This is a genomic window from Muriicola sp., from assembly GCF_041567615.1.
Classification (GTDB): Bacteria; Bacteroidota; Bacteroidia; order Flavobacteriales; family Flavobacteriaceae; genus Muriicola.
Genome location: NZ_JBFGBM010000013.1, coordinates 1 through 24,280, shown reverse-complemented (window position 1 = coordinate 24,280; position 24,280 = coordinate 1). Strand labels below are relative to the sequence as shown.

22 protein-coding genes are annotated in these 24,280 nt (G+C 49.3%); 4 read left to right on the top strand and 18 right to left on the bottom strand.

Annotated elements, in window-relative coordinates:
* Positions 1-317: 317 nt before the first annotated feature.
* Complete coding sequence (locus ABYP73_RS01845; RefSeq protein ID WP_372973282.1) at positions 318-1,631, bottom strand: carboxypeptidase-like regulatory domain-containing protein; 1,314 nt, start codon at positions 1,629-1,631, stop codon at positions 318-320.
* Positions 1,632-2,110: 479 nt separating this feature from the next.
* Between ABYP73_RS01845 and ABYP73_RS01840 the strand changes: the two genes are divergently transcribed.
* Positions 2,111-2,365: a hypothetical protein gene (locus ABYP73_RS01840; RefSeq protein ID WP_372973281.1), complete on the top strand. Its 255-nt coding sequence runs from the start codon at positions 2,111-2,113 to the stop codon at positions 2,363-2,365.
* A 21-nt stretch (positions 2,366-2,386) separates the two neighbouring features.
* Here ABYP73_RS01840 and ABYP73_RS01835 read toward each other — a convergent pair whose 3' ends face one another.
* The 10 genes from ABYP73_RS01835 to ABYP73_RS01790 all read right to left on the bottom strand — a co-directional run bounded on the left by ABYP73_RS01835 (position 2,387) and on the right by ABYP73_RS01790 (position 16,259).
* Positions 2,387-3,904, bottom strand: coding sequence for an amidohydrolase family protein (locus ABYP73_RS01835; RefSeq protein WP_372973283.1), 1,518 nt, complete (start codon positions 3,902-3,904; stop codon positions 2,387-2,389).
* 50 nt (positions 3,905-3,954) lie between these two features.
* Positions 3,955-6,471 carry a M14 family metallopeptidase gene (locus tag ABYP73_RS01830; RefSeq protein ID WP_372973280.1) on the bottom strand — a complete coding sequence of 839 codons (2,517 nt, stop codon included), beginning with the start codon at positions 6,469-6,471 and terminating at the stop codon, positions 3,955-3,957.
* A 97-nt stretch (positions 6,472-6,568) separates the two neighbouring features.
* Entirely contained in the window at positions 6,569-7,786 is a 1,218-nt protein-coding gene (locus ABYP73_RS01825; protein WP_372945607.1) for a sensor histidine kinase, read from the bottom strand.
* A 182-nt stretch (positions 7,787-7,968) separates the two neighbouring features.
* Entirely contained in the window at positions 7,969-11,331 is a 3,363-nt protein-coding gene (gene secA, locus ABYP73_RS01820) for a preprotein translocase subunit SecA (RefSeq protein WP_372973279.1), read from the bottom strand.
* Positions 11,332-11,537: 206 nt separating this feature from the next.
* Entirely contained in the window at positions 11,538-11,762 is a 225-nt protein-coding gene (locus ABYP73_RS01815) for a DUF2795 domain-containing protein (protein ID WP_013551418.1), read from the bottom strand.
* A 136-nt stretch (positions 11,763-11,898) separates the two neighbouring features.
* Positions 11,899-12,474, bottom strand: coding sequence for a cob(I)yrinic acid a,c-diamide adenosyltransferase (locus ABYP73_RS01810; RefSeq protein WP_372973278.1), 576 nt, complete (start codon positions 12,472-12,474; stop codon positions 11,899-11,901).
* Positions 12,475-12,492: 18 nt separating this feature from the next.
* Positions 12,493-12,633: a hypothetical protein gene (locus ABYP73_RS01805; protein ID WP_372946585.1), complete on the bottom strand. Its 141-nt coding sequence runs from the start codon at positions 12,631-12,633 to the stop codon at positions 12,493-12,495.
* A gap of 28 nt (positions 12,634-12,661) precedes the next feature.
* On the bottom strand, positions 12,662-13,174 hold the full coding sequence (locus tag ABYP73_RS01800; RefSeq protein WP_372973277.1) for a hypothetical protein: 513 nt from the start codon (positions 13,172-13,174) through the stop codon (positions 12,662-12,664).
* 17 nt (positions 13,175-13,191) lie between these two features.
* Positions 13,192-15,075 carry an ABC-F family ATP-binding cassette domain-containing protein gene (locus ABYP73_RS01795; protein WP_372973276.1) on the bottom strand — a complete coding sequence of 628 codons (1,884 nt, stop codon included), beginning with the start codon at positions 15,073-15,075 and terminating at the stop codon, positions 13,192-13,194.
* Positions 15,072-16,259 carry a DUF4105 domain-containing protein gene (locus ABYP73_RS01790; protein WP_372946141.1) on the bottom strand — a complete coding sequence of 396 codons (1,188 nt, stop codon included), beginning with the start codon at positions 16,257-16,259 and terminating at the stop codon, positions 15,072-15,074. The genes ABYP73_RS01795 and ABYP73_RS01790 overlap by 4 nt, the downstream gene beginning before the upstream one ends.
* A gap of 113 nt (positions 16,260-16,372) precedes the next feature.
* Between ABYP73_RS01790 and ABYP73_RS01785 the strand changes: the two genes are divergently transcribed.
* Positions 16,373-17,125: a phosphatidylcholine/phosphatidylserine synthase gene (locus tag ABYP73_RS01785; RefSeq protein WP_372973275.1), complete on the top strand. Its 753-nt coding sequence runs from the start codon at positions 16,373-16,375 to the stop codon at positions 17,123-17,125.
* Positions 17,126-17,152: 27 nt separating this feature from the next.
* Here the strand turns inward: ABYP73_RS01785 and lptB are convergent, their stop codons facing one another.
* The 4 genes from lptB to ABYP73_RS01765 are packed head-to-tail and all read right to left on the bottom strand — an operon-like array spanning position 17,153 to position 20,085.
* Entirely contained in the window at positions 17,153-17,893 is a 741-nt protein-coding gene (lptB, locus tag ABYP73_RS01780; RefSeq protein WP_188369334.1) for an LPS export ABC transporter ATP-binding protein, read from the bottom strand.
* Positions 17,894-17,946: 53 nt separating this feature from the next.
* On the bottom strand, positions 17,947-18,297 hold the full coding sequence (locus ABYP73_RS01775; RefSeq protein WP_372973274.1) for a carboxymuconolactone decarboxylase family protein: 351 nt from the start codon (positions 18,295-18,297) through the stop codon (positions 17,947-17,949).
* Entirely contained in the window at positions 18,281-19,120 is an 840-nt protein-coding gene (tatC, locus tag ABYP73_RS01770; RefSeq protein ID WP_372946275.1) for a twin-arginine translocase subunit TatC, read from the bottom strand. The genes ABYP73_RS01775 and tatC overlap by 17 nt, the downstream gene beginning before the upstream one ends.
* A complete protein-coding gene (locus ABYP73_RS01765; RefSeq protein WP_372946276.1) occupies positions 19,120-20,085 on the bottom strand; it encodes an SIS domain-containing protein in 966 nt (321 codons plus the stop codon). The genes tatC and ABYP73_RS01765 overlap by 1 nt, the downstream gene beginning before the upstream one ends.
* A 229-nt stretch (positions 20,086-20,314) precedes the next feature.
* Between ABYP73_RS01765 and ABYP73_RS01760 the strand changes: the two genes are divergently transcribed.
* On the top strand, positions 20,315-22,519 hold the full coding sequence (locus tag ABYP73_RS01760; RefSeq protein ID WP_372973273.1) for a RecQ family ATP-dependent DNA helicase: 2,205 nt from the start codon (positions 20,315-20,317) through the stop codon (positions 22,517-22,519).
* A 38-nt stretch (positions 22,520-22,557) separates the two neighbouring features.
* On the opposite strand, the gene ABYP73_RS01755 is transcribed toward ABYP73_RS01760, so the two are convergent.
* The 3 genes from ABYP73_RS01755 to ABYP73_RS01745 are packed head-to-tail and all read right to left on the bottom strand — an operon-like array spanning position 22,558 to position 23,527.
* On the bottom strand, positions 22,558-22,866 hold the full coding sequence (locus ABYP73_RS01755) for a CCC motif membrane protein (RefSeq protein WP_372945802.1): 309 nt from the start codon (positions 22,864-22,866) through the stop codon (positions 22,558-22,560).
* 17 nt (positions 22,867-22,883) lie between these two features.
* Positions 22,884-23,216 (bottom strand): CCC motif membrane protein, encoded by a 333-nt coding sequence (locus ABYP73_RS01750; RefSeq protein ID WP_372945801.1) that lies wholly within the window; start codon positions 23,214-23,216, stop codon positions 22,884-22,886.
* Between the two features lie 11 nt (positions 23,217-23,227).
* Complete coding sequence (locus ABYP73_RS01745; RefSeq protein WP_372945800.1) at positions 23,228-23,527, bottom strand: DUF2752 domain-containing protein; 300 nt, start codon at positions 23,525-23,527, stop codon at positions 23,228-23,230.
* Between the two features lie 84 nt (positions 23,528-23,611).
* Between ABYP73_RS01745 and ABYP73_RS01740 the strand changes: the two genes are divergently transcribed.
* Complete coding sequence (locus ABYP73_RS01740; RefSeq protein WP_372945799.1) at positions 23,612-24,169, top strand: Smr/MutS family protein; 558 nt, start codon at positions 23,612-23,614, stop codon at positions 24,167-24,169.
* Positions 24,170-24,280 lie beyond the last annotated feature (111 nt).

Below are 24,280 nucleotides of genomic sequence, written 5' to 3'. Positions count from 1 at the left end.
TGTTTTTCTTTTCCGAAAACCGAAGTTCCCGGTCGTGAAAATGCCCATTGCAACAATATAAAGAACGTCAACTTTATAGTGGCTTTCGGTGTGAAACAGGACGTTTCTCCCGCTTAACCACAAAGTAAATATAGTCGAAAGATCGGATTGTGCAAACGATGTAAGGAATTTAAAATCAACAAGTTATAAACTTGACTTATCAACAATTGTTTATAAGTACACCCACCTCTTCTGTGGTCTGAGACAGCGGTATGTTAAAAAATAAAACCGGCCCTCTGCAGGAGCCGGTTTTGCTTTATCTCACGCGGGTTAGGTGATTATCCCTGCTTTCTTAACTGTCGCTGTATTTTTCTTATGGCTGATTCGATCGACTTTTCAGGTTCTATGATATTGTATTCTCCCCAGAAGTCCGGATCAGAAAATCCGGAGGCTTCATCACTGAGGATCATGGTCGACTTAAGTCGGTCCCTGTATCTGGGTTCTGAAAGTTCCGGATTCTGCTCCCAGTCGGTAACCGCCATTTCACAGGTCATGCTGTAAATAGAGTTAAACAGCTTCTTGTCCCAGTCGATCTTGAATTCCAGTACAGCATTGCTGTAGCCGTAGTACCATTTTCCGTTCTTCTCCCTGTAATCCACCCGGTAGGCAACCTCCTCAGGATATACCCTTGCATTCCAGGGCTTTTTTCGGACAAAGAGCCTGCTGGCCAGATCCCTGTCTGTGATATTCAGGGAGTAGATCGCACTGGTCAACACCTTATTTTGAACATCGATATACAGTTCACCCCTGTAGAGTGGTTCCAGGACGTCTTCCCTTTGATCGAACCTGATGACGTAGATCAGCCGGTCATTGATACGAGTCGACCTGTCGAACCGGAAATTGTAATTATCAATGCTTTCCTCCCCAAAGATGTATTCGGGGTATTTCATCACATCTACGTACAACGCGTTAAAAGGCCCTCCCTGCAACTTCAGCACCAGGGTGTCCAGTTTGCTGTAATCCGTACTTTTACGCGACTTATACATCTGTACGGCGTCCCTGCGGGGCGAAGTGTAGGGTGTCTTGAAGATTGAGACCACGGCTTCGGAAAGGGAGACATTCCTGCGTCTCTTCTTGATGGTTTCCCTGTAAAAAGCCGTCATCACACTGGGATCATTTACGTAATTATCGCCTTTCTTCCTGAGGGTTTCCTTGACCAGGGTAACGGCATCCTTAGGAACGGTTACATTGACCTCGGGCAGTTCTGTGACCAGTACGTCCAGGGCAATGGTGTTATTCTCCGCCCCCATGGTGGAAAGCGGGATGGTCCTCGACCTGTATCCGAGGAAACTCACTTCTACGGAAGTACTTTCCACACCGGTGGGTACCTTGAGTAAAAAGGCGCCCTCTGTGTTGGTCACCGTGCTGATATTAGACCCCGATACGGTCAGAGAGGCAAAGATCAGGGGTTTATTGGTCTCACTGTCCACCACCTCTCCCTTGTAGGAAGTGTAGGACACGTCCTGTTCCCCCCTGTCCTGAAAGGCATAGGTCGGGCAAGGGAGGACATGGCCCAGTAGTAAAATTATTATCCATATAGGGACAGCCTTCATTTTTGTTACATCTCCTTTTTTGATCAATTTCTTTTTCATAACTGTAATTTTTATTGTGGAAATTCTGCATGGTCAATCACTTCTTCCATTCGGGCAAAGTGTCTGTCAATAGGCCGGCTACAAACCCAATTAAAACAGCAGGAGGATTACATAGGAATTGAAAGTTTCGCGTAGTTAGAATTACAGTTTTTACTGACCCTCATCTGCTGATTTACGTGGGATCATAAAGATACAAAATTGGGCAATGCAAACTTCAGATTAAAGACCATCTTGTGCCCTTCCGGGAGATCACCTGCACCGCCAATTCTGGCTGACCTTATTTCTGCAATACCTGCTTAATTGCCGATGAAATACCGCTTTCAGGGTTGAGGGGAAAGGCATTCGGGATCCCGTCAACCGGGAAATCCAACCATTGGTCTGATAAGTTTTCACTTACCGAAAAATAACTGACATTCAGCGATTTACGAACAAACTATAGCGAAATACGGGGTTACTTTAATAGACGAAACACCCAAATCGTGAAAGCTATTTTAACCCTTTGCCTGACCCTTCTGATGAGTGCAGGCGCCGTTGCCCAAAAAACACACAACCATGCTGAAACTGAACATCATAAAATGGATCTTGTTCTGGATGGTAGGCCTGTTCTTCCTGTACATCATAAACAAGTTGAGAAGGCTGGTACCGAAAAAATAGCCCGCCTGTACCGGTTCAAGAATGCACGTATCAAGGCTGAACTTTCATTCAGGACCCAAAAGAAAAACCTAACCGTTTAATACCGTACACAATGACCTTAGTTATTCTCTTATTCCCGGTTGCCGTATTTTGTAGTCTGTTTCTCGTTTTTTCTCTTCGACCATCCGCTTTACGTCCCGTAAGAGTGCTTTCGCGTCGTAAACGATACCGTCCTTGATCGTATAGCGTACACCGCCTACGCGGACTACTTCATTGTCTTCCGTGAGTTTGATAGCTCCCGTGCCGTAGAGCACCTTTAAGTTTTCCAGGGGATTTTCCCCCACGATCACAAAATCGGCCAGCTTCCCAACGGTCACGGTCCCTATCTTGTCGCTGACCCCCAGGGCTTCTGCCCCGTTGAGAGTTGCACTCCTGATGATCTCCAGGGGGTGGAATCCAGCCTCCCTAAGCAACTCGAGTTCCCTCACGTAGGCAAAGCCATAGAGCTGGAAAATAAAACCGGAATCCGATCCGGTGGTCACCCTTCCCCCTCGATTCTTGTATTCATTCACAAAAGTCATCCACAGGGTGTAATTCCTTTTCCAGGCGACTTCCTGTTCCGTACCCCAGTAATGCCAGTAAGAGCCGTGGGAGATCTTGCTGGGCTGATAAAATTCCCACAGGGAGGGGAGGGTGTAGTCCTCATGCCATTCGGCCCTCCTGGCCCTTTGAAGATCCCGGCTGGCCTCGTAGATATTAAAGGTGGGATCCAGGGTAAAATCGAGCTCCAGCAATTCATCCATGACCGTATTCCAGTGCTCTGAAAAAGGGGGTGCTGCCTGCTCCCATAATCTTCCCGCTTCCTGAAAACGGTGTTGTTCGTTGTTGTAATTGTAATCCAGGGGATAGTCCTGTACCGTCCTGTCGGTAAAAAGGGCCTCTGGCAGGCCGTACCAGTGTTCCATAGAGGTGAGTCCGGCACGGGCCGACTGCAGGACATTCCATCGGGCCACATCCATCTGTGCATGATGACAGGCCGAACGCAAGCCCAGTTTTTTGTTCTCATCCAGGGCTGCACTCATGATCTCCGGGGGAGCCCCGAAAAACTTGATCCCATCTGCCCCTTTCTGGGCGTTACTCCTGACCCAGGCCCGTGCCATTTCTGGTGAACTGATCTGTTCTTTGCTCCCCTGTCCAAATCCCGTATAGACAAAGATCCTGGGGGCAATGATCTCATTTTTGCTGCTTTTCCGTTTCAGGTCCATCGCAAAATCAACCCCCCTTCCGCTGGGTTCCCGGATGGTCGTGATCCCGTGGGCCATCCAGAGTTTAAAGACATAGTCGGGTTCCGCACCCTGGGCCCTGCCGCCAATGTGGCCGTGCATGTCCACAAAACCGGGCAGGAGGTACATACCGGTGCAATCCAGTTCCTTGCCTCCGGGAGCGAGTTGTGGCCTGCGGGACGAGTCGATCTCCACCCCGGGATAGCCAACCACGTCGATCTCCCTGATGATGTTGTTCTCCACAACGATATCCACGGGTCCGATAGGGGGCGCCCCATTTCCATTGATCAGGGTCACACCCCGGATGATCAGCTGGGAAAAAGGTCCATCCCCTTCCAGCGATTGGGAGAGTGTCATATGGCATATCAGGATCCCTGTGAGCGTGAGAAAAAAGTTCTTCATGATTCTTATTTAGGTACGTTTATGTGATTTCCAAGGAACAGGGCATTGAGAAAGAGCCGGTTGGTTCCATACCAGGAACCCCTGAAATTGGGGTTGTCGGCAAACATGACCACCCTGCCGCTGCCAACCGGACTCACGATGAGGGAGGCTGATTTCCTGAGGAACTCATCGCGGTTCTTATCCGTGATAAATCCATCGATCACCGGGCTTTGGGTATATTTTGATACCGTGGCGTATGCGTTCTTGCTCGGGGCCAGCCAGACCGCATTGTTTTTGTACACTGGGATGCGTTCCTTTTGGTACCCAAAAGCGATCGGGTGGGTCAGGTCGAGTTCGGCCTCCACGATGATCCCCCCTACACTTTCCTTCCCGATGTTGTCTCCGGCATCTGCATAAGGTTTTCGTTGGACAGTTGCCAGAGTATCCTTCTTTTCCTCGATCAGTGTTTCATTGACCAATTTCTTATCAACAGCCCATTTGGAGGCTGTTCCAATGGTAATAAGCGTATTTCCTTTTTCGGTCCAGGATTTGATCTTTCCGAGGAGTTTCTCGTCAAAGGAGTAGTTTCCAGAGACCATGACCAGGGTATTGTATTTGTCCAGATCGGCGCCCTTCAGACTCCTGATGGGAATCTTGGTGATCGGCATATGAACACGTGTGTCCAGAAGATGCCATACCTCCCCGGCCTCATAGGAGCGCACGCCTTCCCCTATAATCATGGCGGCTTTAGGAGGTTCTGTGGGCCTTACAAACCTGCTGCCGAGGTCTACTCCGGAGAGGTTGAGTCCGGTTTCAACGGCATACACGGGTACCTGGAATTTTTCCTGAACTTCTTTTAAAAGATTAAAGACCTCATCGGAATTCTTTTTCTGGAGCTTTACGGGCAGGAGCAAGGTACCGTAATGGAAGTTTTTGTTCCCCCTGTTCGTCTGGGAGGTAAAGGGACGGAAGGAAGAGGACAACACCAGGCCTTTGGATTGAAGGTAGTGCAAGGCTGCCGGGGCATTGTAATCGTCCCAGTCGATCAGGTAGGCATAATCCGATCGCTCCGCGGGAAGGATTTTTACGAAGTCTTCGAGGGAAGTTACAGGAGTGCCGTTTAATTCCCTGCTTTGGGCGCTGTAGGAAATATTGTAAAAATTAGCGAGGGACCATGCGGAAGCGTCGTAAAAAACACTGTCCCTGTAACGGGTATAGGTCTCAAAGACCGTCTGTACCATTCGGTACTGGGGTTGCCTGGCAGGCACAAAGTACGACCCGTCATTGTTTTTTAAGACCTTCACCCTGTGTAGCAGGAGTTTGTCGACAAATGCCTTTATCCTGTTCTGGTCATAGGCATCTCCGAAGGAATACCCTTTGATACGTGAAGCCGAAGCCCTCGAGAGGGCAGATTTAAAGAAATCCTGCTGGTATTTTCGCAGGAGGGCCTTGTTCTCAACGGCTGCCCTGACTGTGGTAATGCTGGAGGTGAACTGGTTCCTGATCGTAAAGGGAAAGGTGATCTCCCCAAAGGGTGTAGTTTGTTTATGGCCCCTGGAACTCGCCTGCTCGAACAGCAATCCGAGTCCGCCCTGCAGATCCGGATAAGAGGAACCATAACCCGGGTAGGTGCCGTCAAAGACCTCTTTGGTGAAATAGAGGGAGCCTATGCTGTCCAGGGCTTTGGCAAAATAATCTCCGAACAGGTTATTGAGGTCGATGTAATTTTCTCTGGGCATGATGGGATCCAGGGAACCATTGGCCTTCATGGGTTCAAAGAAATAGGTGCTCTGGCTGCCCATCTCGTGAAAATCGGTCACCACGTTGGGATACCATTGGTGGTACCAGTTCAGCTTGCCCCTGCTTTCGGGATTGATCCCTAACAGCCAGTCCCGGTTGAGGTCGAACCAGTAGTGGTTGGTCCTTCCTCCTGGCCAGTATTCATCGTGTTCCGCATCCTGGGGGTCTGCCACCAGAGGGCTCCCCTGGTAACTATTGGCCCACTGGGTATGCCTGTCCCGCCCGTCCGGATTGATGGTGGGATCTATGAAGATCACCGCGTTGCTGAGGTATTTCCGGATCTCTTCAGACTCTGAAGCTGCAAAAGTATAGGCGGCCAGCATGGCTGCTTCGGAACTCGAAGGTTCATTGCCGTGGACATTGTAGGCAAGGTTGACAAAAACGGGTACCTCATCGTAGTTGGAGACATTTTGGGCCGGATCCGTAAAAGCCAGGTGTTTTTCTTTGAGGTTGGGAAGGTCCGAGAGGTTTTCCGGTGTGCTCAAGGTCAGCATACTCAAAATCCTTCCCTCATGGGTACGCCCGTATTCCGCGAAACTGGCCCTGGCCGAGACCTCTGACAGTTTTTTCAAATAGGCGACGATAAGGTCGTGCCTCGTGTGACGTTCCCCAATGCCGTATCCGAGGAATTCTTCGGGAGACGGAATATTTTTATTGAAGGGCTTGAATTTTTCCAGAAAGTAATCCTGGGCAGAAAGTTGATAGTTCAGGCACAGAATGGCCAGAATAAGGAGTTTGCGCATAGATCTGAAATTAGTTAGCCCATAAATATAGGGATAAATCCAGAGGCCCAAACAGATTATTCGCACCCTGATATACCGGTGAAAGGTCCGTAATTTTCTAAGCCACGGAAGGAAAGGGCTGGGGTTCTATCTCCCTGAATTTGACGATGTAATTAGTCCCTTTTTTGGAAGGATCCCGGGTGATCGTCCCCTTGAGTTGCCTCGCCAGATTGTGGATAAGCTTGAGTCCCAGGGAGCTGCCCGACTTCAGGTTCACCGAGTCGGAATAGCCCGATCCATTGTCCCCAATCTCGAGCACATAACTGTGTTCGTCTTCCTGTTCAATGGCGATATGTATCTCCCCTTCATGATCGTCCTTGATCCCGTATTTCAGGGAATTGGTGATCGCCTCATTGATAAGGAGCCCCAGGGGGATGGCGGTGTCTATACCCAGTTCTATATCCGGAATATCGATGTTCAGGGTAACCTTGTTGTTGGCTCCTTTGAGGGATTTTACCAGGTATTCGCTCAATTCCCTTACATAGGTCCTGTACTGTATTTTGGACAGGTCGTCTCTCATATAAAGCATCTCATGGACCATGGCCATGGAGATCACGCGGTTCTGACTGCTTTTCAGGATGCTTTTGGTACGCGTATCGGAGATGCTTCTCCCTTGCAGGCTCAGCAGGCTGGAAACGGTCTGCAGGTTATTCTTTACCCTGTGGTGCACTTCCTTGAGCAGGGTGTCCTTCTCTTCGCTTCGGGCCTGCATTTCCCTCTTGGACTTATAGAGTTGATGGTGGACGATCATCAGGTCTTTTCCAAAGATGCCACCGAGCAGGTACACGGTGAACAGTACACTGAGAAGGGCGAAAATATCCCGTGCATTTTCAGGTATCTGGTTGGGGATATCCACAGGAAAGAACCGGTTTTGTAGGAATAGCAGCACCACCAGGGTACAGATGATGAAAAGGTAGGTCTTCCCATAGGAACGGGTCGTCGCATAACCGGCCAGGACCAGGAGGCTGAGCGTAAATATAAATGGGCTCATGATACCCCCGCTGGCGGAGACCACGAGCAGGGTGGAGACCAGGCTCGCTATGGAAGCGATATTATAAGTAAGGGATAAATTTCTATGCGATTTGTAGGCAAAGGTGTTGGCGAGACTCAGCAGGGCGTAAAATAGGAAGATGAAGGAAAGGGAGGAGTGGATATCCAGCAAAAAGTAACAGAACAGGAAAAAAGCAAGGCAAAGCACGGAAGTGTAGTTGGTTGCCTTGATCAGTAATTTCTCTTTGTCCCTGAACCTTTCCTGGTCGATGTAGTTCTTTTTCATAGGTCTCGATTTTTCGGATCCCTTATCTATCCGGGTTATTTTACTAAGTCTGCTGTTGTAAAGCTAGGTATGTTTTGGTAGATTTTCAACATTGCCGGCCTCGAAACTTGGCGAATGAGATCGATACAACAAAAAAAGGATAACCCGAAGGCTATCCTTTTCGACAGTGTTCTTCATATTTTTTAATCTTCCACAAGTACCCATTCCCCCTTGTTGATCAGGGGTTCGGCCTGTTTGTATTTGAGAGTTTTGCTCTCGCCCGACATGACATTTTTGATCTTTACCTTGTCATTGCGACCAATCTTAGGTCTTTCCCTGACGATGGTTTCAGTCACCTGGGGACGATTGCCCTGAGTTTGTCCCGCAGCCCTGTTCCGGGCTGCCAGTTCATCACTGTTGGGGATCTCTTCCTTCGTGGTTTTCAGGGACTCACGGGACCTGCGAAGATTCCTGGCTTCCTGTATATCCTCCGTATTCCCGGAGGGAAGTTCCCCCTTAAAGAGGAAGGAGACCACATCCTTGTTCACCTTGTCGATCATGGATTTAAAGAGCTCAAAGGCTTCAAACTTATAGATCAACAAGGGATCCTTTTGCTCATGTACCGCCAGCTGAACGGATTGTTTCAACTCGTCCATCTTGCGGAGATGGGTCTTCCAGGCCTCGTCTATGATGGCAAGGGTGATGTTCTTCTCAAAATCCGTGATCAGTTGTTTCCCGTTGGTCTCATAGGCAGTTTTGAGGTCGGTGACCACATTCAGGGTCTTGATCCCATCGGTAAAGGGCACTACGATCCTCTCGTATGAATTCGCTTTGTCTTCGTACACCTTCCTGATCACCGGAAAGGCCACGGATGCGCTGCGCTCCATCTTGTCCCTGTAATGCTCGTAGGCAGCAGCGTAGATCTTGTTGCTGATCTCGGGATAGCTGAGTTTCGCGAATTCCTGTTCGGAGACCGGGGAGGTAATCGAAAAGTATTTGATCAGTTCGAATTCGAAATTCTTGTAATCGTTCGCTTCTTTGTTCGTTTCCGAGATCACCTCGCAGGTATCGTAGATCATATTGGCAATGTCTACTTTCAGTCGTTCACCTTCCAGGGCGTGCCTCCTCCTTTTGTAGACAACCTCACGCTGTGCATTCATCACATCGTCGTACTCCAGAAGGCGTTTCCGGATCCCAAAGTTGTTCTCTTCCACTTTTTTCTGGGCTCGTTCTATGGACTTGGTCATCATGGAGTGTTGTATCACCTCTCCTTCTTCCAGTCCCATACGGTCCATCATCTTGGCCACCCGTTCAGAACCGAACAGGCGCATCAGGTTATCTTCCAGAGAGACGTAAAACTGAGAACTTCCCGGATCACCCTGCCGTCCGGACCTACCCCTGAGCTGCCGGTCTACCCGCCTGGAGTCGTGACGCTCGGTACCTACGATGGCGAGTCCGCCAGCCTGTTTCACCTCTTCAGACAATTTGATGTCCGTACCCCTACCGGCCATGTTGGTCGCTATGGTCACTACCCCGGCCTTTCCGGCCTCGGCGACGATGTCTGCTTCTTTTTTATGGAGTTTCGCGTTAAGCACATTATGCGGGATCTTCCGGATATTCAGCATCCGCGAGAGCAGTTCCGAGATCTCCACCGACGTGGTTCCGATCAGTACCGGTCTGCCCTGCTGGGAGAGCTGGGTCACTTCTTCGATGATGGCGTTGTATTTTTCGCGCTTGGTCTTGTAGATAAGATCGTTGCGGTCGTCCCGGGCGATAGGCTTGTTGGTCGGGATCTCCACCACATCCAGTTTGTAGATCTCCCAGAGCTCCCCGGCCTCTGTGACCGCTGTACCTGTCATCCCCGCCAGTTTGTTGTACATGCGGAAATAGTTCTGCAGGGTAATGGTAGCAAAGGTCTGGGTCATGGCCTCGATCTTCACATTTTCCTTGGCTTCGATGGCCTGATGCAGTCCGTCTGAATACCGGCGGCCATCCATGATCCTTCCGGTCTGCTCGTCTACGATCATCACCTTGTTGTCCATGACCACGTATTCCACGTCCTTCTCGAACAGGGTGTAGGCTTTCAGCAGCTGACTCATCGTATGGATGCGTTCGCTTTTAACAGCAAAATCCTTAAAGAGTTCTTCCTTGAGTTTTGCTTCCTCCTCGATCTCCAGGTCCTGGTTCTCGATCCTGGCGATCTCACTACCGATATCCGGCATGACAAAGAAGTCTTTTGCCTGGTCCCCGGAGATATATTCAATACCCCGGTCCGTCAGCTCTATCTGGTTATTCTTCTCATCGATGACGAACAACAATTCTGAGTCGACCACCGGCATCTCCCGGTTGTTGTCCTGCATATAGAAATTCTCGGTCTTCTGCAGGAGTTGTTTGATCCCCTCTTCACTGAGGTATTTGATCAGGGCCTTGTTCTTTGGCAGACCCCTGTGCACCCTGAGCAGCAGGAGCCCCCCTTCCTTGGTGTCTCCTTCGGCGATCTTCTTTTTGGCTTCAGCAAGCACACCCGTCAGGTGTTTTCGCTGTTTTTCCACGATGTCAACCACCTTGGGCTTGAGCTCATTGAATTCGTGCCGGTCTCCTTCGGGAACCGGTCCCGAAATGATCAACGGGGTACGGGCATCATCTATCAATACGGAATCCACCTCATCCACGATGGAATAATAATGGGGTCTTTGTACCAGGTCGCCCGGGGTGTGGGCCATGTTGTCCCTCAGGTAGTCGAACCCGAACTCGTTATTGGTACCGTAGGTGATATCGGCGTTATAGGCTGCCCGCCTTCCGTCTGAATTGGGCCTGTGTTTGTCTATACAATCCACGGTGAGGCCGTGAAATTCGAAGATGGGACCCATCCAGGTGCTGTCCCTTTTGGCGAGGTAATCGTTTACGGTGACAAGGTGGGTTCCTTTCCCGGGAAGGGCATTGAGGTAGAGTGGGAGGGTGGCCACAAGGGTCTTACCTTCCCCTGTTTGCATCTCAGCCACTTTCCCCTGGTGGAGGGCGATCCCCCCGATAAGCTGTACATCGTAATGCACCATGTCCCAGGTGACCTCCTTACCGGCGGCATCCCAGGAATTCTTCCAGATGGCCTTATCACCTTCCAGGCTCACGTAATCCCTGGATCCGGAAAGTATCCTGTCATTTTCCGTGGCAACAACCTCCAGGGTCTCATTCTCCTTGAACCTCCTGGCGGTCTCCTTGACCACGGCAAAAGCCTCAGGAAGCAATTGATCCAGGGTTTCCTGTGTTACCTTATAGGCTTCTTCCTCCAGCTTGTCGATCTCGGCATACAATTCCTCATTCCTGTCAATATCTGAAGACTCGTTTACTTCGGCCTTCAATGCTTCGATCTGCTCATTCAGGGAGGTACAGGCCTCAGCGATGACCGATTTGAATTCGGTGGTCTTTGCCCTTAGCTCATCATGTGTCAGGCCCTTACATTTTTCCCACTGGGCGTTGATCTGATCAACCATAGGTCGCATCTCCTTGACATCGCGTTTTGATTTATCGCCGACAAAGACTTTTAAAACACTATTTAATAAACTCATGGAATTCTTCTTTTCCACATCCCTGTCTAAGGTGGTGGTATGGGCAGGAATGCAATTTAATTCGATTTTTTTGTGGTATTCACGAACATTGAACAGTCAAAAGCCGTTCCACTTTTACCCTATACGGTAATTCAGCTACAAGTCTGTCAAAATTACATAAAAAAAAAGCCTCCTAAGAGACTTTTTATAGCTATTTGATGATTCTGTTAGTATTCATCCTCATTCCAGAGGTAGTCCTCTTCAGTAGGGTAATCAGGCCAGATCTCCTCTATGCTCTCATAGATTTCTCCTCCTTCTTCTTCCATGGACTGAAGGTTTTCCACCACTTCCAATGGTGCTCCGGTCCTGATCGCGTAATCGATCAGTTCATCTTTTGTGGCTGGCCAGGGTGCATCGCTCAGGTAGGATGCCAGTTCTAAGGTCCAATACATGGTTAAAAGTATTACTTTGAAATTTTTGCAAAAATAATTTTTAAACCCAGACAGTCAAGTTTTTGATGGTTTATTTACACTATTTTTTAAAAAATCTCAATTTTGCTAATGACATAACGTCCAAAAAGGCAATTTATTAGCCTTTTTTCTCGGGAATCCACTTTACCTCTTCCGCTCCGAGGTCATAAGTGAACGCACGGGCCAGTACAAAGAGATAGTCAGACAGGCGGTTCATGTAGGAGAGGACCTCAGCGTCAAAGGGTTGATTATCATGCAAAATGCAGGCCATACGCTCTGCCCTGCGGCATACCGTTCTGGCAATATGACAGTATGACACGGCAGGGTGTCCCCCGGGCAGGATAAAGTGGGTCATTTGGGGAAGGGATTCCTCCATATGATCCATTTCTTTTTCGAGGAAAGCGATGTCCTCCGAACTGATCTTAGAGATGTTCAGTCGTTCCTTTCCGCTTTTCAGGATGGCTTTTTCAGGATCGGTAGCCAGGATGGACCCAATGGTAAATAGGTCTTTTTGTACCTTCATCAGGACTTCTTTATAACGAGATTGAACGTCCTGGTCTCGCAGAAGTCCCAGCCAAGAATTCAATTCGTCCACGGTCCCGTAGCTCTGGATGCGAATATGGTGTTTTGGGACCCGTGTTCCCCCGAAAAGGGCCGTCATACCCTCGTCTCCTGTTCTGGTGTAAATCTTCATAGTAAACCTGAGGAAGTATTACTCCTTTCTCTTTTTGCGTTCGTAGCCATCCATGAATTTGCGCGACCTCCGTTCTTTGGACCTCCTTCGGTTAAAGACGGAAAGGGCGACATAAATGACGGCCACCGCACCTAAAACGTAATAGATTGTATTATCCATAGCCCTGAATTCCCGTAAAATTAAACCATTATATCCTAATCCGGAAATGTTGCTTTGCCTGTTCCTCCCTCAGAAAGAGTAGGCCCCCGAAGAAATAATCTACAGATACCGTGATCCTGGGGTCTGCGCAAAGTGACTCCCAAAGGTTGAGGTCCTTCCGCGAATTGTGTATTCCCTCGATCAGGATCATACTGTCGTTGTGGCAATGCGGAAGTATTCTCTCCAGAAATGTATCGGAAAGCATATTTTGGCCGGTGCAGACCATGTCATACGGAGGATGGCTAAAACTGAGTTGCCCGAACTCTTTATTCAGAAGTCCTTCCATTTCCTTAAAACTTCCTTCCAGGTGCAGGGAGCGATAATTGAAATAGGGTATGCTTTTCAGGGCGATCTTTTCCGCCTTGTTATAAGGTCCTTTTCGCTTTTTGTAGAGACATTTCGTCAGGTAGGCGAATAGAAATGGGGAATGTACCCCGTGCTGGTTTGTCGAGCTAATGAGAAATCTGAAATAGGATCCGATTTGAAACAATGTTGTGTTCATTTCTATTGGTAGCCGATTTAACTTTCAGCCCGAAGGGAGATCTCATACCATCGTTCGGTTTTCTGATCTATCTGCTGTTCTGTTTCCTGCAGGGATTTAGACAGACTCGCGATCTCTTCCGGGGTGATGTCCGGGTTCAGGAACGCATCCTGCAATTCTTTTTTCTGCACCTCCAGCTTCTGTATTTCCCGCTCGAGCTGTTTGTACTCCTTTTGTTCGGAGTAGGAGAGGTTACTCCTTTTACCCTCCTCCCGCCAAGGTGACCCGGTGGTTTGGCCCTTTTCGGCATCCGAGGCTTTCTCCGCCTTTTTAGAAGCGTCCAAACTGTCTTCATAGGCCCTGAAATCTGAATAATTCCCGGGAAAATCTTCGATGATGCCTTCCCCCCTGAATACAAAGAGGTGGTCTACGATCTTATCCATAAAATAACGGTCGTGGGATACTACCACCAGGCAGCCGGGATAATCCAGCAGGAAAGATTCCAGGACATTCAGGGTCACCACATCGAGGTCGTTTGTCGGCTCATCCAGGATCAGGAAATTGGGATTTTGGATCAGCACGGTACAGAGATATAGACGTTTTTTCTCTCCCCCGCTGAGTTTTTCCACGAAGTCGTACTGCTTTTTCCTGTCGAAAAGAAATCGTTCCAGGAGTTGCTGGGCAGAGAGTTGCCTGCCTTTTTTCAAAGGGATATACTCTGCGATATCACGGATCACTTCGATTACTTTTTGCCCTTCCTTCACCGAAATGCCTTCCTGGGTATAGTAGCCAAATTTCACGGTCTCGCCAGTGATAATCTTCCCCCCATCCGGAAGGGTGTTCCCCGTCAGCAGGTTGAGGAAGGTGGTCTTTCCGGTCCCGTTCTTTCCAATGATCCCAAGTCGTTCCCCTTTCACAAAGGAGTAGTTGAATTTATCCAGGATGGGCGTATCGGGAAAGGATTTCACCACATTGTGGAATTCGAGGATCTTGCTTCCCAGGCGCTCCATGTTGATCTCCAGTTGTACTTCGTGGTCTTTTCTCCTTTGCTGGGCCTTGCTTTTGATCTCCTGGAAATCGTCGATACGCGACTTGGATTTGGTGGTACGGGCCTTGGGCTGCCTCCGCATCCAGTCGAGTTCCTTTCTGTAGAGTTGTCTCGATTTGTGCAGTTCCACGGCCTCACGCATTTCCCTGGCTTCTTTTTTCTCTAAAAAATAGCTGTAATTACCCTTGTAGGAATACAGGTTACCACCGTCGAGTTCGAGGATCTCGTCGCATACCCTTTCCAGGAAATACCTGTCGTGTGTCACCATAAAAAGAGTGATATTCTCCCTGGCGAAATAATGTTCCAGCCATTCGATCATCTCAAGGTCGAGGTGGTTCGTGGGTTCATCCAGGATAAGCAGGTCCGGCTTGTTTAACAGGGCATGAGCCAGGGCGAGCCTTTTCTTCTGTCCTCCGGAAAGTGTCCCAACCCTCGCTTGGAGATCGGTGAGCTGTAGTTTGAAAAGGATCTGCTTGTACTGTGTTTCGAAATCCCAGGCGTTGTGGCGTTCCATGGCCTCGAAAGCCTTCTGGTACCGCTTCTGGTCCCCGGGATTATCGAGGGCTTTCTCGTAATCCCTGATGACCCTCAGGATCTCGTTGTCTGAACGAAATACCGTTTCTTCCAGGGACAAATCCCCGTCGAGATCAGGATCCTGCTCCAGGTAGGAGATACGCAGCCCTTTTCGGGTGTTGACCATCCCCGTGTCTGGCTGATCCTTCCCTGCCAGGATATTCAGGATGGAGGTTTTACCGGTCCCGTTCTGTGCGATCAGGGCTATCTTCTGACCTGCATTAATGCCGAAAGAAAGCCCGGAAAAGAGGATGCGTTCCCCGAACCCCTTCGAGATTTCCTCTACAGAGACGAGATTCATAGCGGCGATGATTCAATTTTTCTGGTGTGGTAGAGGAGGAAACCAAACCGTAACCCCAGGGTGATAAGGAGGACGGCAACCAGAGGCGAATAGATCTGAATGCCCAGGGCCCAGACCGGGACTGCAATCAGAAGGAGGATGAGCAGGAAGGTCAGGTAAAGGGGCAGCCAATTAGGCAATCCTTTGTATCTCAACAGGTAATAGGCAGGTACGAGGTTCAGAGGAAAGGCCCACAGCACATTGAGGTTCTGGGCCGTGGCCGTGTGGTCTGTAAAGAACCACAGGAAGACCATCAGGCATCCTGCCAGTCCTGTTAAGAGGAAGAGGATGACGTCAAGAACCCTGCTTCTCACCTCATTCCTGAAATCGATGTAGGTGATGGTAGCGGTAAAAAGGAATAACAATCCTAACCAGAACAAAGGAGATGCCGTAAAATAGTTTCCGCGGTTCTGAAGATGGTAGTTGAGGATGGTTCTTTCGCGCAGTACGATGGGTTTATCCTTGATCCGGGTGTGTTGGAGTTGAAAAAAGACGTATTCCGGGAGGAACATATATTGCTTGTAATCGGCCTGCCGGTCTATCACGGCACCCAGGGCCAGGTCTATTCCGAAACTAGACCAGGAATTCGCGATCAGGTTCTCCTGGATAAGGTCCCTGAAGGTCTTGCTGCTGTCCTGCAAGTAATTGGTGAAGACGATATCCTCTTCGAGGACCCGTTGCAGCACTTCCGGGATCTTCGTGGAACAGTTCTCCAGGAGAAAGTCATATTTGTAATCCCTGTTCTGAGGTTTGTAATTGTTCTCCAGAAAATCAAAAACCTCATTTTGCTCCCGGGGAGAGATGTCCAGTATTTGTTCTTTCACCCAGCGGTTCTCAAGCTCATAGGTGTAAAGGAAATTTTCGAATCGCTGTTTGCTCAGGGAATACAGCAGTTTCCCCTGGGCAAATTTGCCGTAGAAGTTGGGGGTGTTGAAGTTGAAGGTGCCATAGTTGTAGATCCAGTCAATGTCTCTGTCTCTGTCCTGCACCCTGAATGCGCTGTGCCCGAAGGAAGAGTACAACTCGGTACCCGGCCCGCAGGTGATCACGCTGATCACAGCTTTGTCTGACAGGGGATCTGCCTGAGGTCTCAGGGGAATCACAAAGAGAAAGGTGAGGAGGGTAAAAAGCTGCTTTAAGGTCATCTGGCATGTTCTGCTTTGGGCTAAAACCGGTATCCCGGCAAATATCTGAATAAAAAATATGAGAAAACAGGGAACGTAAAAATTATGCTATTTTAGCGGGAAAGAAGACCGGATTGAAAAAAAACATTCCCAATTTCCTGACCTTGATGAATGTGCTGGCCGGTTCATTGGCGGTCGTCTTTGCCCTTGACAACCAATGGCCCACCATGGCTTTGCTGGTTCTGGCCGGATTGATCTTCGATTTTCTGGACGGGCTAAGCGCCAGAGCCCTGAAGGTACAGAGCAAGCTGGGACTACAGTTGGATTCCCTCGCCGATATGGTCACCTTCGGACTCGTTCCGGGGATCGTGATGTACCAGCTGTTCACCATGAGCCTGGGGGTATCTCAGGAAATAAATTCAGGTAGCGGTGAAGAAGCACTCCGGCTCTCGGCTGTGCTTCCCTTTGCGGGATTTGCTGTCACACTGGCCTCTGCCGTAAGACTTGCGCGGTTCAATATAGATGAGCGGCAAACAACATCATTTATCGGTCTGCCGACCCCTGCTAACGCCCTGCTGGTGGTTTCTCTCCCCATGATCCTTCTTTACAATGGGAATGACGCCCTCAACAACATCATCCTGAACCCCTGGTTCCTGTTCGTCCACACGACCCTGAGCTGTTATCTCCTAAACGCCCCCATCCCCCTTTTCTCCCTCAAATTCAAGAGCTGGGGATTTAAGGATAATTCTCTGAGGTATATTTTCCTTTTTGTATGCCTGTTTTGTATAGGTACGATGAAGTTCCTGAGTGTTCCGGTGATCATCCTGATCTACCTCCTGATGTCCCTCTTTTTTTTCAGACCTGCTGCCAAGAACTCGACGGGATGACCCGGCCTGTATAAACCGTGACGGTTTCTAATACTGAAGTTTCTTTTTGCGGAGTTCGAAGTTCTGCCCCAGATAGACCTTCCTGACCATTTCGTCCTCTGCCAGGACCTCCGGCACACCCGACTTAAGAATGCCCCCTTCAAACATGAGGTAAGACCGTTCCGTGATCGCCAGGGTCTCCTGCACGTTGTGATCCGTGATGAGAATACCGATATTCTTGTCCTTCAGCTGGGCGACAATCCGCTGTATGTCCTCAACAGCAATGGGGTCAACCCCTGCGAAGGGTTCATCCAGAAGGATAAACTTGGGGTCTGTGGCAAGTGCCCTCGCGATCTCGGTCCGCCTGCGTTCCCCACCCGACAGGAGGTCACCCCTGTTCTTTCGAATATGTCCCAGGCCGAATTCCTCAATGAGCTGTTCCATCTTCATGTGCTGTTCCTTCTTGCTGAGCTTGGTCAGCTGGAGCACGCTGAGGATGTTCTTTTCAATGCTGAGTTTCCTGAAGACAGACGCTTCCTGGGCCAGGTAACCGATCCCGTTCTGGGCCCTTTTGTACATAGGAAATTTGGTAATCTCGGTATCGTCGAGAAAGATCCTCCCTCCGTTGGGTTTGATCAGGCCGACGATCATATAGAAACAGGTTGTTTTGCCGGCTCCGTTAGGACCCAGCAGCCCCACGATCTCTCCCTGGTTTACTTCCAGGGAGATCCCTTTCACGACCTTTCGGCCGCGGTAGGCTTTCATGATATTTTCGGCTCTGAGTTTCATTTCGGTCCAAAACTAAGGTATTCTCCAGGGAGGGGAAAGGAATTACGTTTTTTTTAACCTTCCTGCTCTTCCAGGGCCTCCCAGAATTCGTAGGCCCTCCTGAGGTGGGGAACCACGATGGTTCCACCCACCAGGGTGGCAATGCCCAGGGTCTCCATGACCTCTTCTTTTTGTGCACCGGCTTTGCGGGCGCTCTCCAGGTGGTACTTTACGCAGTCGTCACATCGGAGTACGGCAGAGGCCACCAGGCCCAGAAGTTCCTTGGTCTTTACATCCAGAGCCCCTTCGGCGTAGGCATGGGTGTCCAGGTTAAAGATCCGCTTGATGAGCTTGTTGTTCGCTCCCAGCAGTTTTTCATTCATCCTGGCGCGATACGCATTGAATTCTTCAACTTGATTTGGCATATTTCTCAGCTTTTTTGGCTTCCCGTTTCAACACGTAGGCAGAGATATAGATGCTGAACTGGTACAGGATGAGCACGGGAATGGCGACGATGATCTGGCTGGCCACATCAGGAGGGGTGATGACGGCCGAAATGATGAGCACGATCACCAGGGCTATCTTCCTGTATTTTTTCAGGATCTCCGGAGTGACGAGACCTACTTTGGTCAGGAAGTAAATGATGATGGGCAGCTCAAAGATGAGTCCGCAAGCAATCACAGCTGCACGAACCGTGGAAATATAAGAGCTCAGGTCGATGTCATTATACACCTCCGGGCTCACTGTATAGCCCCCCAGGAAGTTGATCGAGAGCGGGGCCACTACGTAATATCCGAACAACACTCCCATAAAAAACAAAAGGGAAGCCACGAGGATAAAGCCCCTGGAGCTCTTCCTTTCATTTTCATACAGCCCCGGGCTGATAAACCGCCACATCTCATAGAGTACATAGGGGAAAGCGACGATAAATCCCGCCCAGATGGAGGTCCAGATGTGGGCAGAAAACTGCCCTGCCATCACCCGGCTCTGTATCCGGAAGAGGGGCTCGTTGCTGCAAAAGGCCTCGCTGAACCCCAGCATCTTGGAAAGCTTACAAAAAACACCATACGTGGGAAAATCGGGTTTTTTGGGTCCGAAGATCACCGTGTCGAAGATAAAATCCTTCATCAGGAAGGCGACAAATCCAACAATGACCACGGCCATGGTGGATCGGATCAGGTGCCATCTCAGTTCCTCCAGGTGGTCGAGGAACGACATTTCATTGGGATCCTTCTTCTTCCTCGCCATTACAGGATACCTTCGTTTATGAGGTTGTGGAGGTGGACCACCCCCAGGTACTTTCCGTCCTTTTCCACCAGCAATTGAGATATTTCATTGGTCTGCATCTCCTTGAGGGCCTTGACGGCCAAAACGTCGGGTTCTATGGTTTTGGGGTGTCTACTCATGATATCTTCAGCGGTAAGACCGTTGATGTTCTCGTATTTGTTGAGCATCCTGCGAATATCCCCGTCTGTGACCACGCCCACGAGTTTTCCTCCGCTCAGTACAGCAGCCACTCCCAGCATCTTTTCAGAGATCTCCACGATGACTTCCTTAACAGGGGAATGAGCTTCCACCTTGGGGACCATATTCTGGGAGGAAATATCGGAAACCCTCAGGTACAATTTTTTTCCCAGGGTGCCTCCGGGATGAAACTTGGCAAAGTCCCTGGAGCTGAATCCCCTGAGTTCCAAAAGGCAAATGGCCAGGGCATCGCCCATGACCAGCTGGGCCGTGGTACTGGTAGTGGGAGCCAGGTTGTTTGGGCAGGCTTCTTTTTCCACATAGGTGTTCAACACGAAGTCGGATTTTTCAGCCAGATAGGACTCGGTATTGCCCGTGATGGCGACCAGTTTATTTCCCCCCGACCTGATCAGGGGCACCAGCAATTTGATCTCGGGGGTATTTCCGCTCTTAGAGATGCAGATCACGACATCCTTCTGTTGAATGGTTCCGAGGTCGCCGTGAATGGCATCAGCCGCGTGCATAAAGATAGCCGGCGTCCCGGTGGAGTTCAGGGTAGCGACGATCTTGGAGGCGATGATAGCGCTTTTCCCCACCCCGGTGATGACCACCCTGCCTTCAGCTTTGTAAATACAGTCTACCGCATCCGCAAATTGACCGTCGAGCTGGTTGACCATATTCAGAATGGCATTGCCTTCCGTTTCTACAGTTTTTTTTGCCAGTTCCAGTAAGGCTTTATGCTTGCTCAAGACGAGATTGTGATTTGGTGATACGGAATGCAGATTTTATCTCAAAGGGTAATATCAATCTAAAAGAATGTATTATATTTAAGAAAACAAATTTACGCAAACTTATTAATAGGGTATTCTAATACTTCGAGAAAAACTACTGCGACCCCGACTAACCTTGTAGTTGATTTAAACTTATTGTGGAGCAGATGAATTCATGTAGCAGCGAGATTAAGTAAAGAATTTGGGAATGGTTTTGAATGATACGGAACTGCAGACCTCTCTGAAAAAATATTTTGGATTTTCTTCCTTTAAAGGCCTACAGGAAAAAGTAATTAAAAATGTGATCGAAGGGAACAACACCTTTGTGATCATGCCTACAGGCGGGGGTAAATCCCTTTGTTACCAATTACCTGCCTTGCTCAAAGAGGGCACGGCCATCGTAGTTTCCCCCCTGATTGCCCTGATGAAGAACCAGGTAGACGCCTTGCGCGGTATCTCCACCAATGAGGACGGGGTGGCCCATGTGCTGAATTCTTCCCTAAACAAATCAGAGGTAAAGCAGGTTAAACAGGACATCGTGGATGGGATCACCAAATTGCTGTACGTGGCCCCGGAATCCCTGACCAAGGAAGAGTATATAAAATTTCTGCAATCGGTAAAGATCTCTTTTGTTGCCATAGACGAAGCCCACTGTATTTCGGAATGGGGGCATGATTTCAGGCCTGAGTACCGTAACCTGAGGCCTATCATCGACCGGCTTGGAGAGAACATTCCCATTATCGGTCTAACGGCTACAGCCACGCCCAAGGTGCAGGAAGATATCGTCAAGAACCTCGGCATACAGGATGCCGCCCTGTTCAAAGCATCCTTCAATCGTCCTAATTTGTTCTATGAGGTCAGGCCCAAGACCAAGAACGTGGAAGCAGACATCATCCGCTTCGTCAAGAAGAATCCTGGGAAATCGGGTATCATTTATTGCCTCAGCCGTAAAAAGGTGGAAGAGCTCGCCCAGATGCTCCAGGTGAATGGGGTCAGTGCCGTACCTTATCACGCTGGCTTTGACAGTAAGACCCGTTCCAAATACCAGGATATGTTCCTCATGGAGGATGTGGATGTGGTGGTCGCCACCATTGCGTTTGGTATGGGGATCGACAAACCGGATGTGCGATACGTGATCCATCACGATATCCCCAAAAGCATAGAAAGCTATTACCAGGAAACCGGGAGGGCCGGCCGGGATGGGGGAGAAGGACACTGCCTTGCTTTCTACTCCTATAAGGATGTGGAAAAACTTGAAAAGTTTATGTCCGGGAAACCCGTGGCCGAACAGGAAATAGGGAACGCCCTGTTGCAGGAGATCGTCGCCTATGCGGAGACCTCCATCTCCAGGAGGAAGTTCATCCTCCACTATTTCGGGGAGGAGTTCGATGAGGTGAACGGGGAGGGAGCCGATATGGACGACAATGCCAGGAACCCCAAAGAGAAGGAAGAAGCCAGGGACAGCCTGGTCAAGTTGTTGGAGGTCATCCAGGGAACCAATGAAAAATTCAGGTCCAAGGAAATCGTAAAAACCCTTATCGGATCCACCAACGCCCTTATCGCCTCACATAAGATAGACGGAAAGGAATTTTTTGGAAGCGGAAGCGAACATCCCAAGGAATACTGGATGGCTCTCATCAGGCAGGCCCTGGTCGCGGGATACCTCAGAAAGGAGATCGAGCAATACGGCATACTTCATGTTACGGAGGAAGGGGAAGATTTCTTAAAATCACCCACTTCCTTTATGATGACGAAGGACCACGTGTACAACGAGGAGACGGACAATGCCATAGTGGGTGCCACGAAGAAATCAGGAGGTGTGGCAGATGAGCGCTTGCTGAAATTGCTGAAGGACCTCAGAAAGAATGAAGCCAAGAAGCTGGATGTGCCTCCCTTTGTAGTATTCCAGGATCCATCCCTGGAGGATATGGCTTTAAAGTACCCCATCAGCCTGGAAGAGATGACTAATATCCACGGGGTGGGGGAAGGCAAGGCACGAAAGTTCGGACAGCCTTTTATAAGAATGATCGCCGATTATGTGGAGGAACACGATATCGTACGCCCCGATGACCTTGTGGTCAAGAGTACAGGTGCGAATTCCGGGCTCAAGCTCTACATCATACAGAACATTGACAGGAAGCTGCCCCTCGATGATATCGCTGCTGCTAAAGGGCTCGAACTTCCGGAACTCGTCAAAGAGATGGAACAGATTGTCTTCAGCGGGACCAGGCTCAATATCGATTACTGGATCGATGAGATCCTCGATGAGGACCAGCAGGAAGAGATTCACGACTACTTCCTCGATGCCGAGACGGATAATATAGAGGTCGCCATGAAAGAATTCAACGGGGATTACGAAGACGAGGAACTCCGTTTATATCGCCTTAAATTCATGAGTGAGGTGGCCAACTGAACCACCAGAAAAAAACCCCGGACATCCGGGGTTTTTTTTTAAAAGTTGTCGAACTCACCTGCCGATATCAGGGCAATGATGGCCCCGAAATACAAGATGATAAAGACGATATACAAAAGAGCAAGGGCCAATCCCACATAAGACAATACCCGCCCTGTTTTTACATTTTCATATCCCGTGTACATACCCGGATTTTCATTGTAGATACGTTCCGCTTTACTGGCACTGTTGAGACCCAGGATGGTAAAGATGATCCCAAAAGGCCCGCAACAAAGCAAGGTGAGAACTACGGATAGTATTCCCATCGTCAGTGCATTGCTGGCTCCGGGCAGTGATTGTTGGTTCATAATCTGTTTTTAAATCGTTATTCTTCTATGCCGAATTGCTCCATGATCTCCTGTGATTTTCGCATGGCTTCTTCCCAGCCACCCATGGCCTGGATCTGGTAGATGGTCCAGAACAGGTACAAGACCCCGAGGACAAGTCCGATGATCACAAGGATCTTGGCGGTCCTGAGCTGACCCTGATTGGAATAACCCTGAGGGTTTTCCATCAGCGTTTTCTCGTCCTTTTTTACGAGGTACAAGCCAATTCCCGACATGATGATGGCAGGGATCCCATAGATACAGCAACACAGATAGGACAGGATAGCCAGGACAATGGCAATGGTTACGTTGGGCAGTTTTTGTTGTTCCATAAAAAACTTGGTTAGAAGAGTTTATATACAAAATTGGCCAGGATCATCACCACACTCGTGATCATGAGAACGATGCTGATCGTATTGGCGTATTTGATTCTGTAAAACTGGTCGAGCAGGAGAAAGGCAAATAACCCGAGGATGGGATAAATGGCAGGATACATTTTGAAAGCCGCCAGGAATTGCCCCTGAAATAAGAGCCATAGGGACCTCTGAATACCACATCCGGGGCAATCCATCCCCAGGAGCTGTTTGCTCAGGCAAGGCAGCATCAGGTCTTTGGTGGCAAATAGGAAAGGGATGAGATTCACACGTATGGTTTAACATTCTCCTACCGAAAAATACTATTATTTTTAGGGAATGAAAATAAAACCCCTCATTATTTTCCGGTCGATATGGCAAAAATAAAAGCAGGTGACAGGGTACAGGTGCTCGATGATTCCATCGAGGGGGTCGTCATGCAAGTGGTTCAGGAACTGGTCAGGATCAGGACGGACGAGGGCTTCGATTTGGAGTTTACTCTTCAGGAGGTGCTTTTGGTAGAAGGTCAGGAGCGCATACGGGTAAGCCGCGATGAGGTGAACGCCTCCCGTCTGGAGAAGGAAGTAGACAGGAAACCGGGCATCAGGGTCTCCAGGAAAAAGGAGCGTGATGTCCCCGCCATGGAGGTAGACCTGCACATCCATCAATTAGTCCCGGATACCAGGGGGATGAGCAATTACGAGATGCTCAACATCCAGATGGACACAGCGAAAAGACAGCTGGAATTTGCCCTGAGGAAGAATATCAGGAGAGTCGTCTTTATTCACGGAGTCGGCGCCGGGGTATTGAAGGAAGAGCTCGGTTTCCTGTTGCGCCGTTATCCCCAGATCAACTATTACGATGCAGATTATCAGAAGTACGGCCTGGGGGCCACGGAAGCCTATATCCTCCAGAATCCCAGGGAGAACTGATCATTGCTTTGTTGATACCGTGCCGAAATCGTCAATGCTCGTATCCGTGATGCGCTCGCCCTGAGCATTGATCAGAGTGACGTCCCTTAGCAGAATAGTATGGTCAAATTG

Bases quoted from the DNA above. Each gene is read 5' to 3' on its own strand.
- ABYP73_RS01790 (WP_372946141.1), bottom strand. From the start codon at position 16,259: ATGACCTTAAAGCAGCTTTTTACCCTCCTCACCTTTCTCTTTGTGATT.
- ABYP73_RS01775 (WP_372973274.1), bottom strand. From the start codon at position 18,297: ATGCCAAATCAAGTTGAAGAATTCAATGCGTATCGCGCCAGGATGAAT.
- secA (WP_372973279.1), bottom strand. From the start codon at position 11,331: ATGAGTTTATTAAATAGTGTTTTAAAAGTCTTTGTCGGCGATAAATCA.
- ABYP73_RS01760 (WP_372973273.1), top strand. From the start codon at position 20,315: ATGGTTTTGAATGATACGGAACTGCAGACCTCTCTGAAAAAATATTTT.
- ABYP73_RS01800 (WP_372973277.1), bottom strand. From the start codon at position 13,174: ATGAACACAACATTGTTTCAAATCGGATCCTATTTCAGATTTCTCATT.
- ABYP73_RS01810 (WP_372973278.1), bottom strand. From the start codon at position 12,474: ATGAAGATTTACACCAGAACAGGAGACGAGGGTATGACGGCCCTTTTC.
- ABYP73_RS01830 (WP_372973280.1), bottom strand. From the start codon at position 6,471: ATGCGCAAACTCCTTATTCTGGCCATTCTGTGCCTGAACTATCAACTT.
- tatC (WP_372946275.1), bottom strand. From the start codon at position 19,120: ATGGCGAGGAAGAAGAAGGATCCCAATGAAATGTCGTTCCTCGACCAC.
- ABYP73_RS01815 (WP_013551418.1), bottom strand. From the start codon at position 11,762: ATGTATTGGACCTTAGAACTGGCATCCTACCTGAGCGATGCACCCTGG.
- ABYP73_RS01740 (WP_372945799.1), top strand. From the start codon at position 23,612: ATGGCAAAAATAAAAGCAGGTGACAGGGTACAGGTGCTCGATGATTCC.
- ABYP73_RS01805 (WP_372946585.1), bottom strand. From the start codon at position 12,633: ATGGATAATACAATCTATTACGTTTTAGGTGCGGTGGCCGTCATTTAT.
- ABYP73_RS01835 (WP_372973283.1), bottom strand. From the start codon at position 3,904: ATGACACTCTCCCAATCGCTGGAAGGGGATGGACCTTTTTCCCAGCTG.
- ABYP73_RS01755 (WP_372945802.1), bottom strand. From the start codon at position 22,866: ATGAACCAACAATCACTGCCCGGAGCCAGCAATGCACTGACGATGGGA.
- ABYP73_RS01795 (WP_372973276.1), bottom strand. From the start codon at position 15,075: ATGAATCTCGTCTCTGTAGAGGAAATCTCGAAGGGGTTCGGGGAACGC.
- ABYP73_RS01845 (WP_372973282.1), bottom strand. From the start codon at position 1,631: ATGAAAAAGAAATTGATCAAAAAAGGAGATGTAACAAAAATGAAGGCT.
- lptB (WP_188369334.1), bottom strand. From the start codon at position 17,893: ATGAAACTCAGAGCCGAAAATATCATGAAAGCCTACCGCGGCCGAAAG.
- ABYP73_RS01750 (WP_372945801.1), bottom strand. From the start codon at position 23,216: ATGGAACAACAAAAACTGCCCAACGTAACCATTGCCATTGTCCTGGCT.
- ABYP73_RS01825 (WP_372945607.1), bottom strand. From the start codon at position 7,786: ATGAAAAAGAACTACATCGACCAGGAAAGGTTCAGGGACAAAGAGAAA.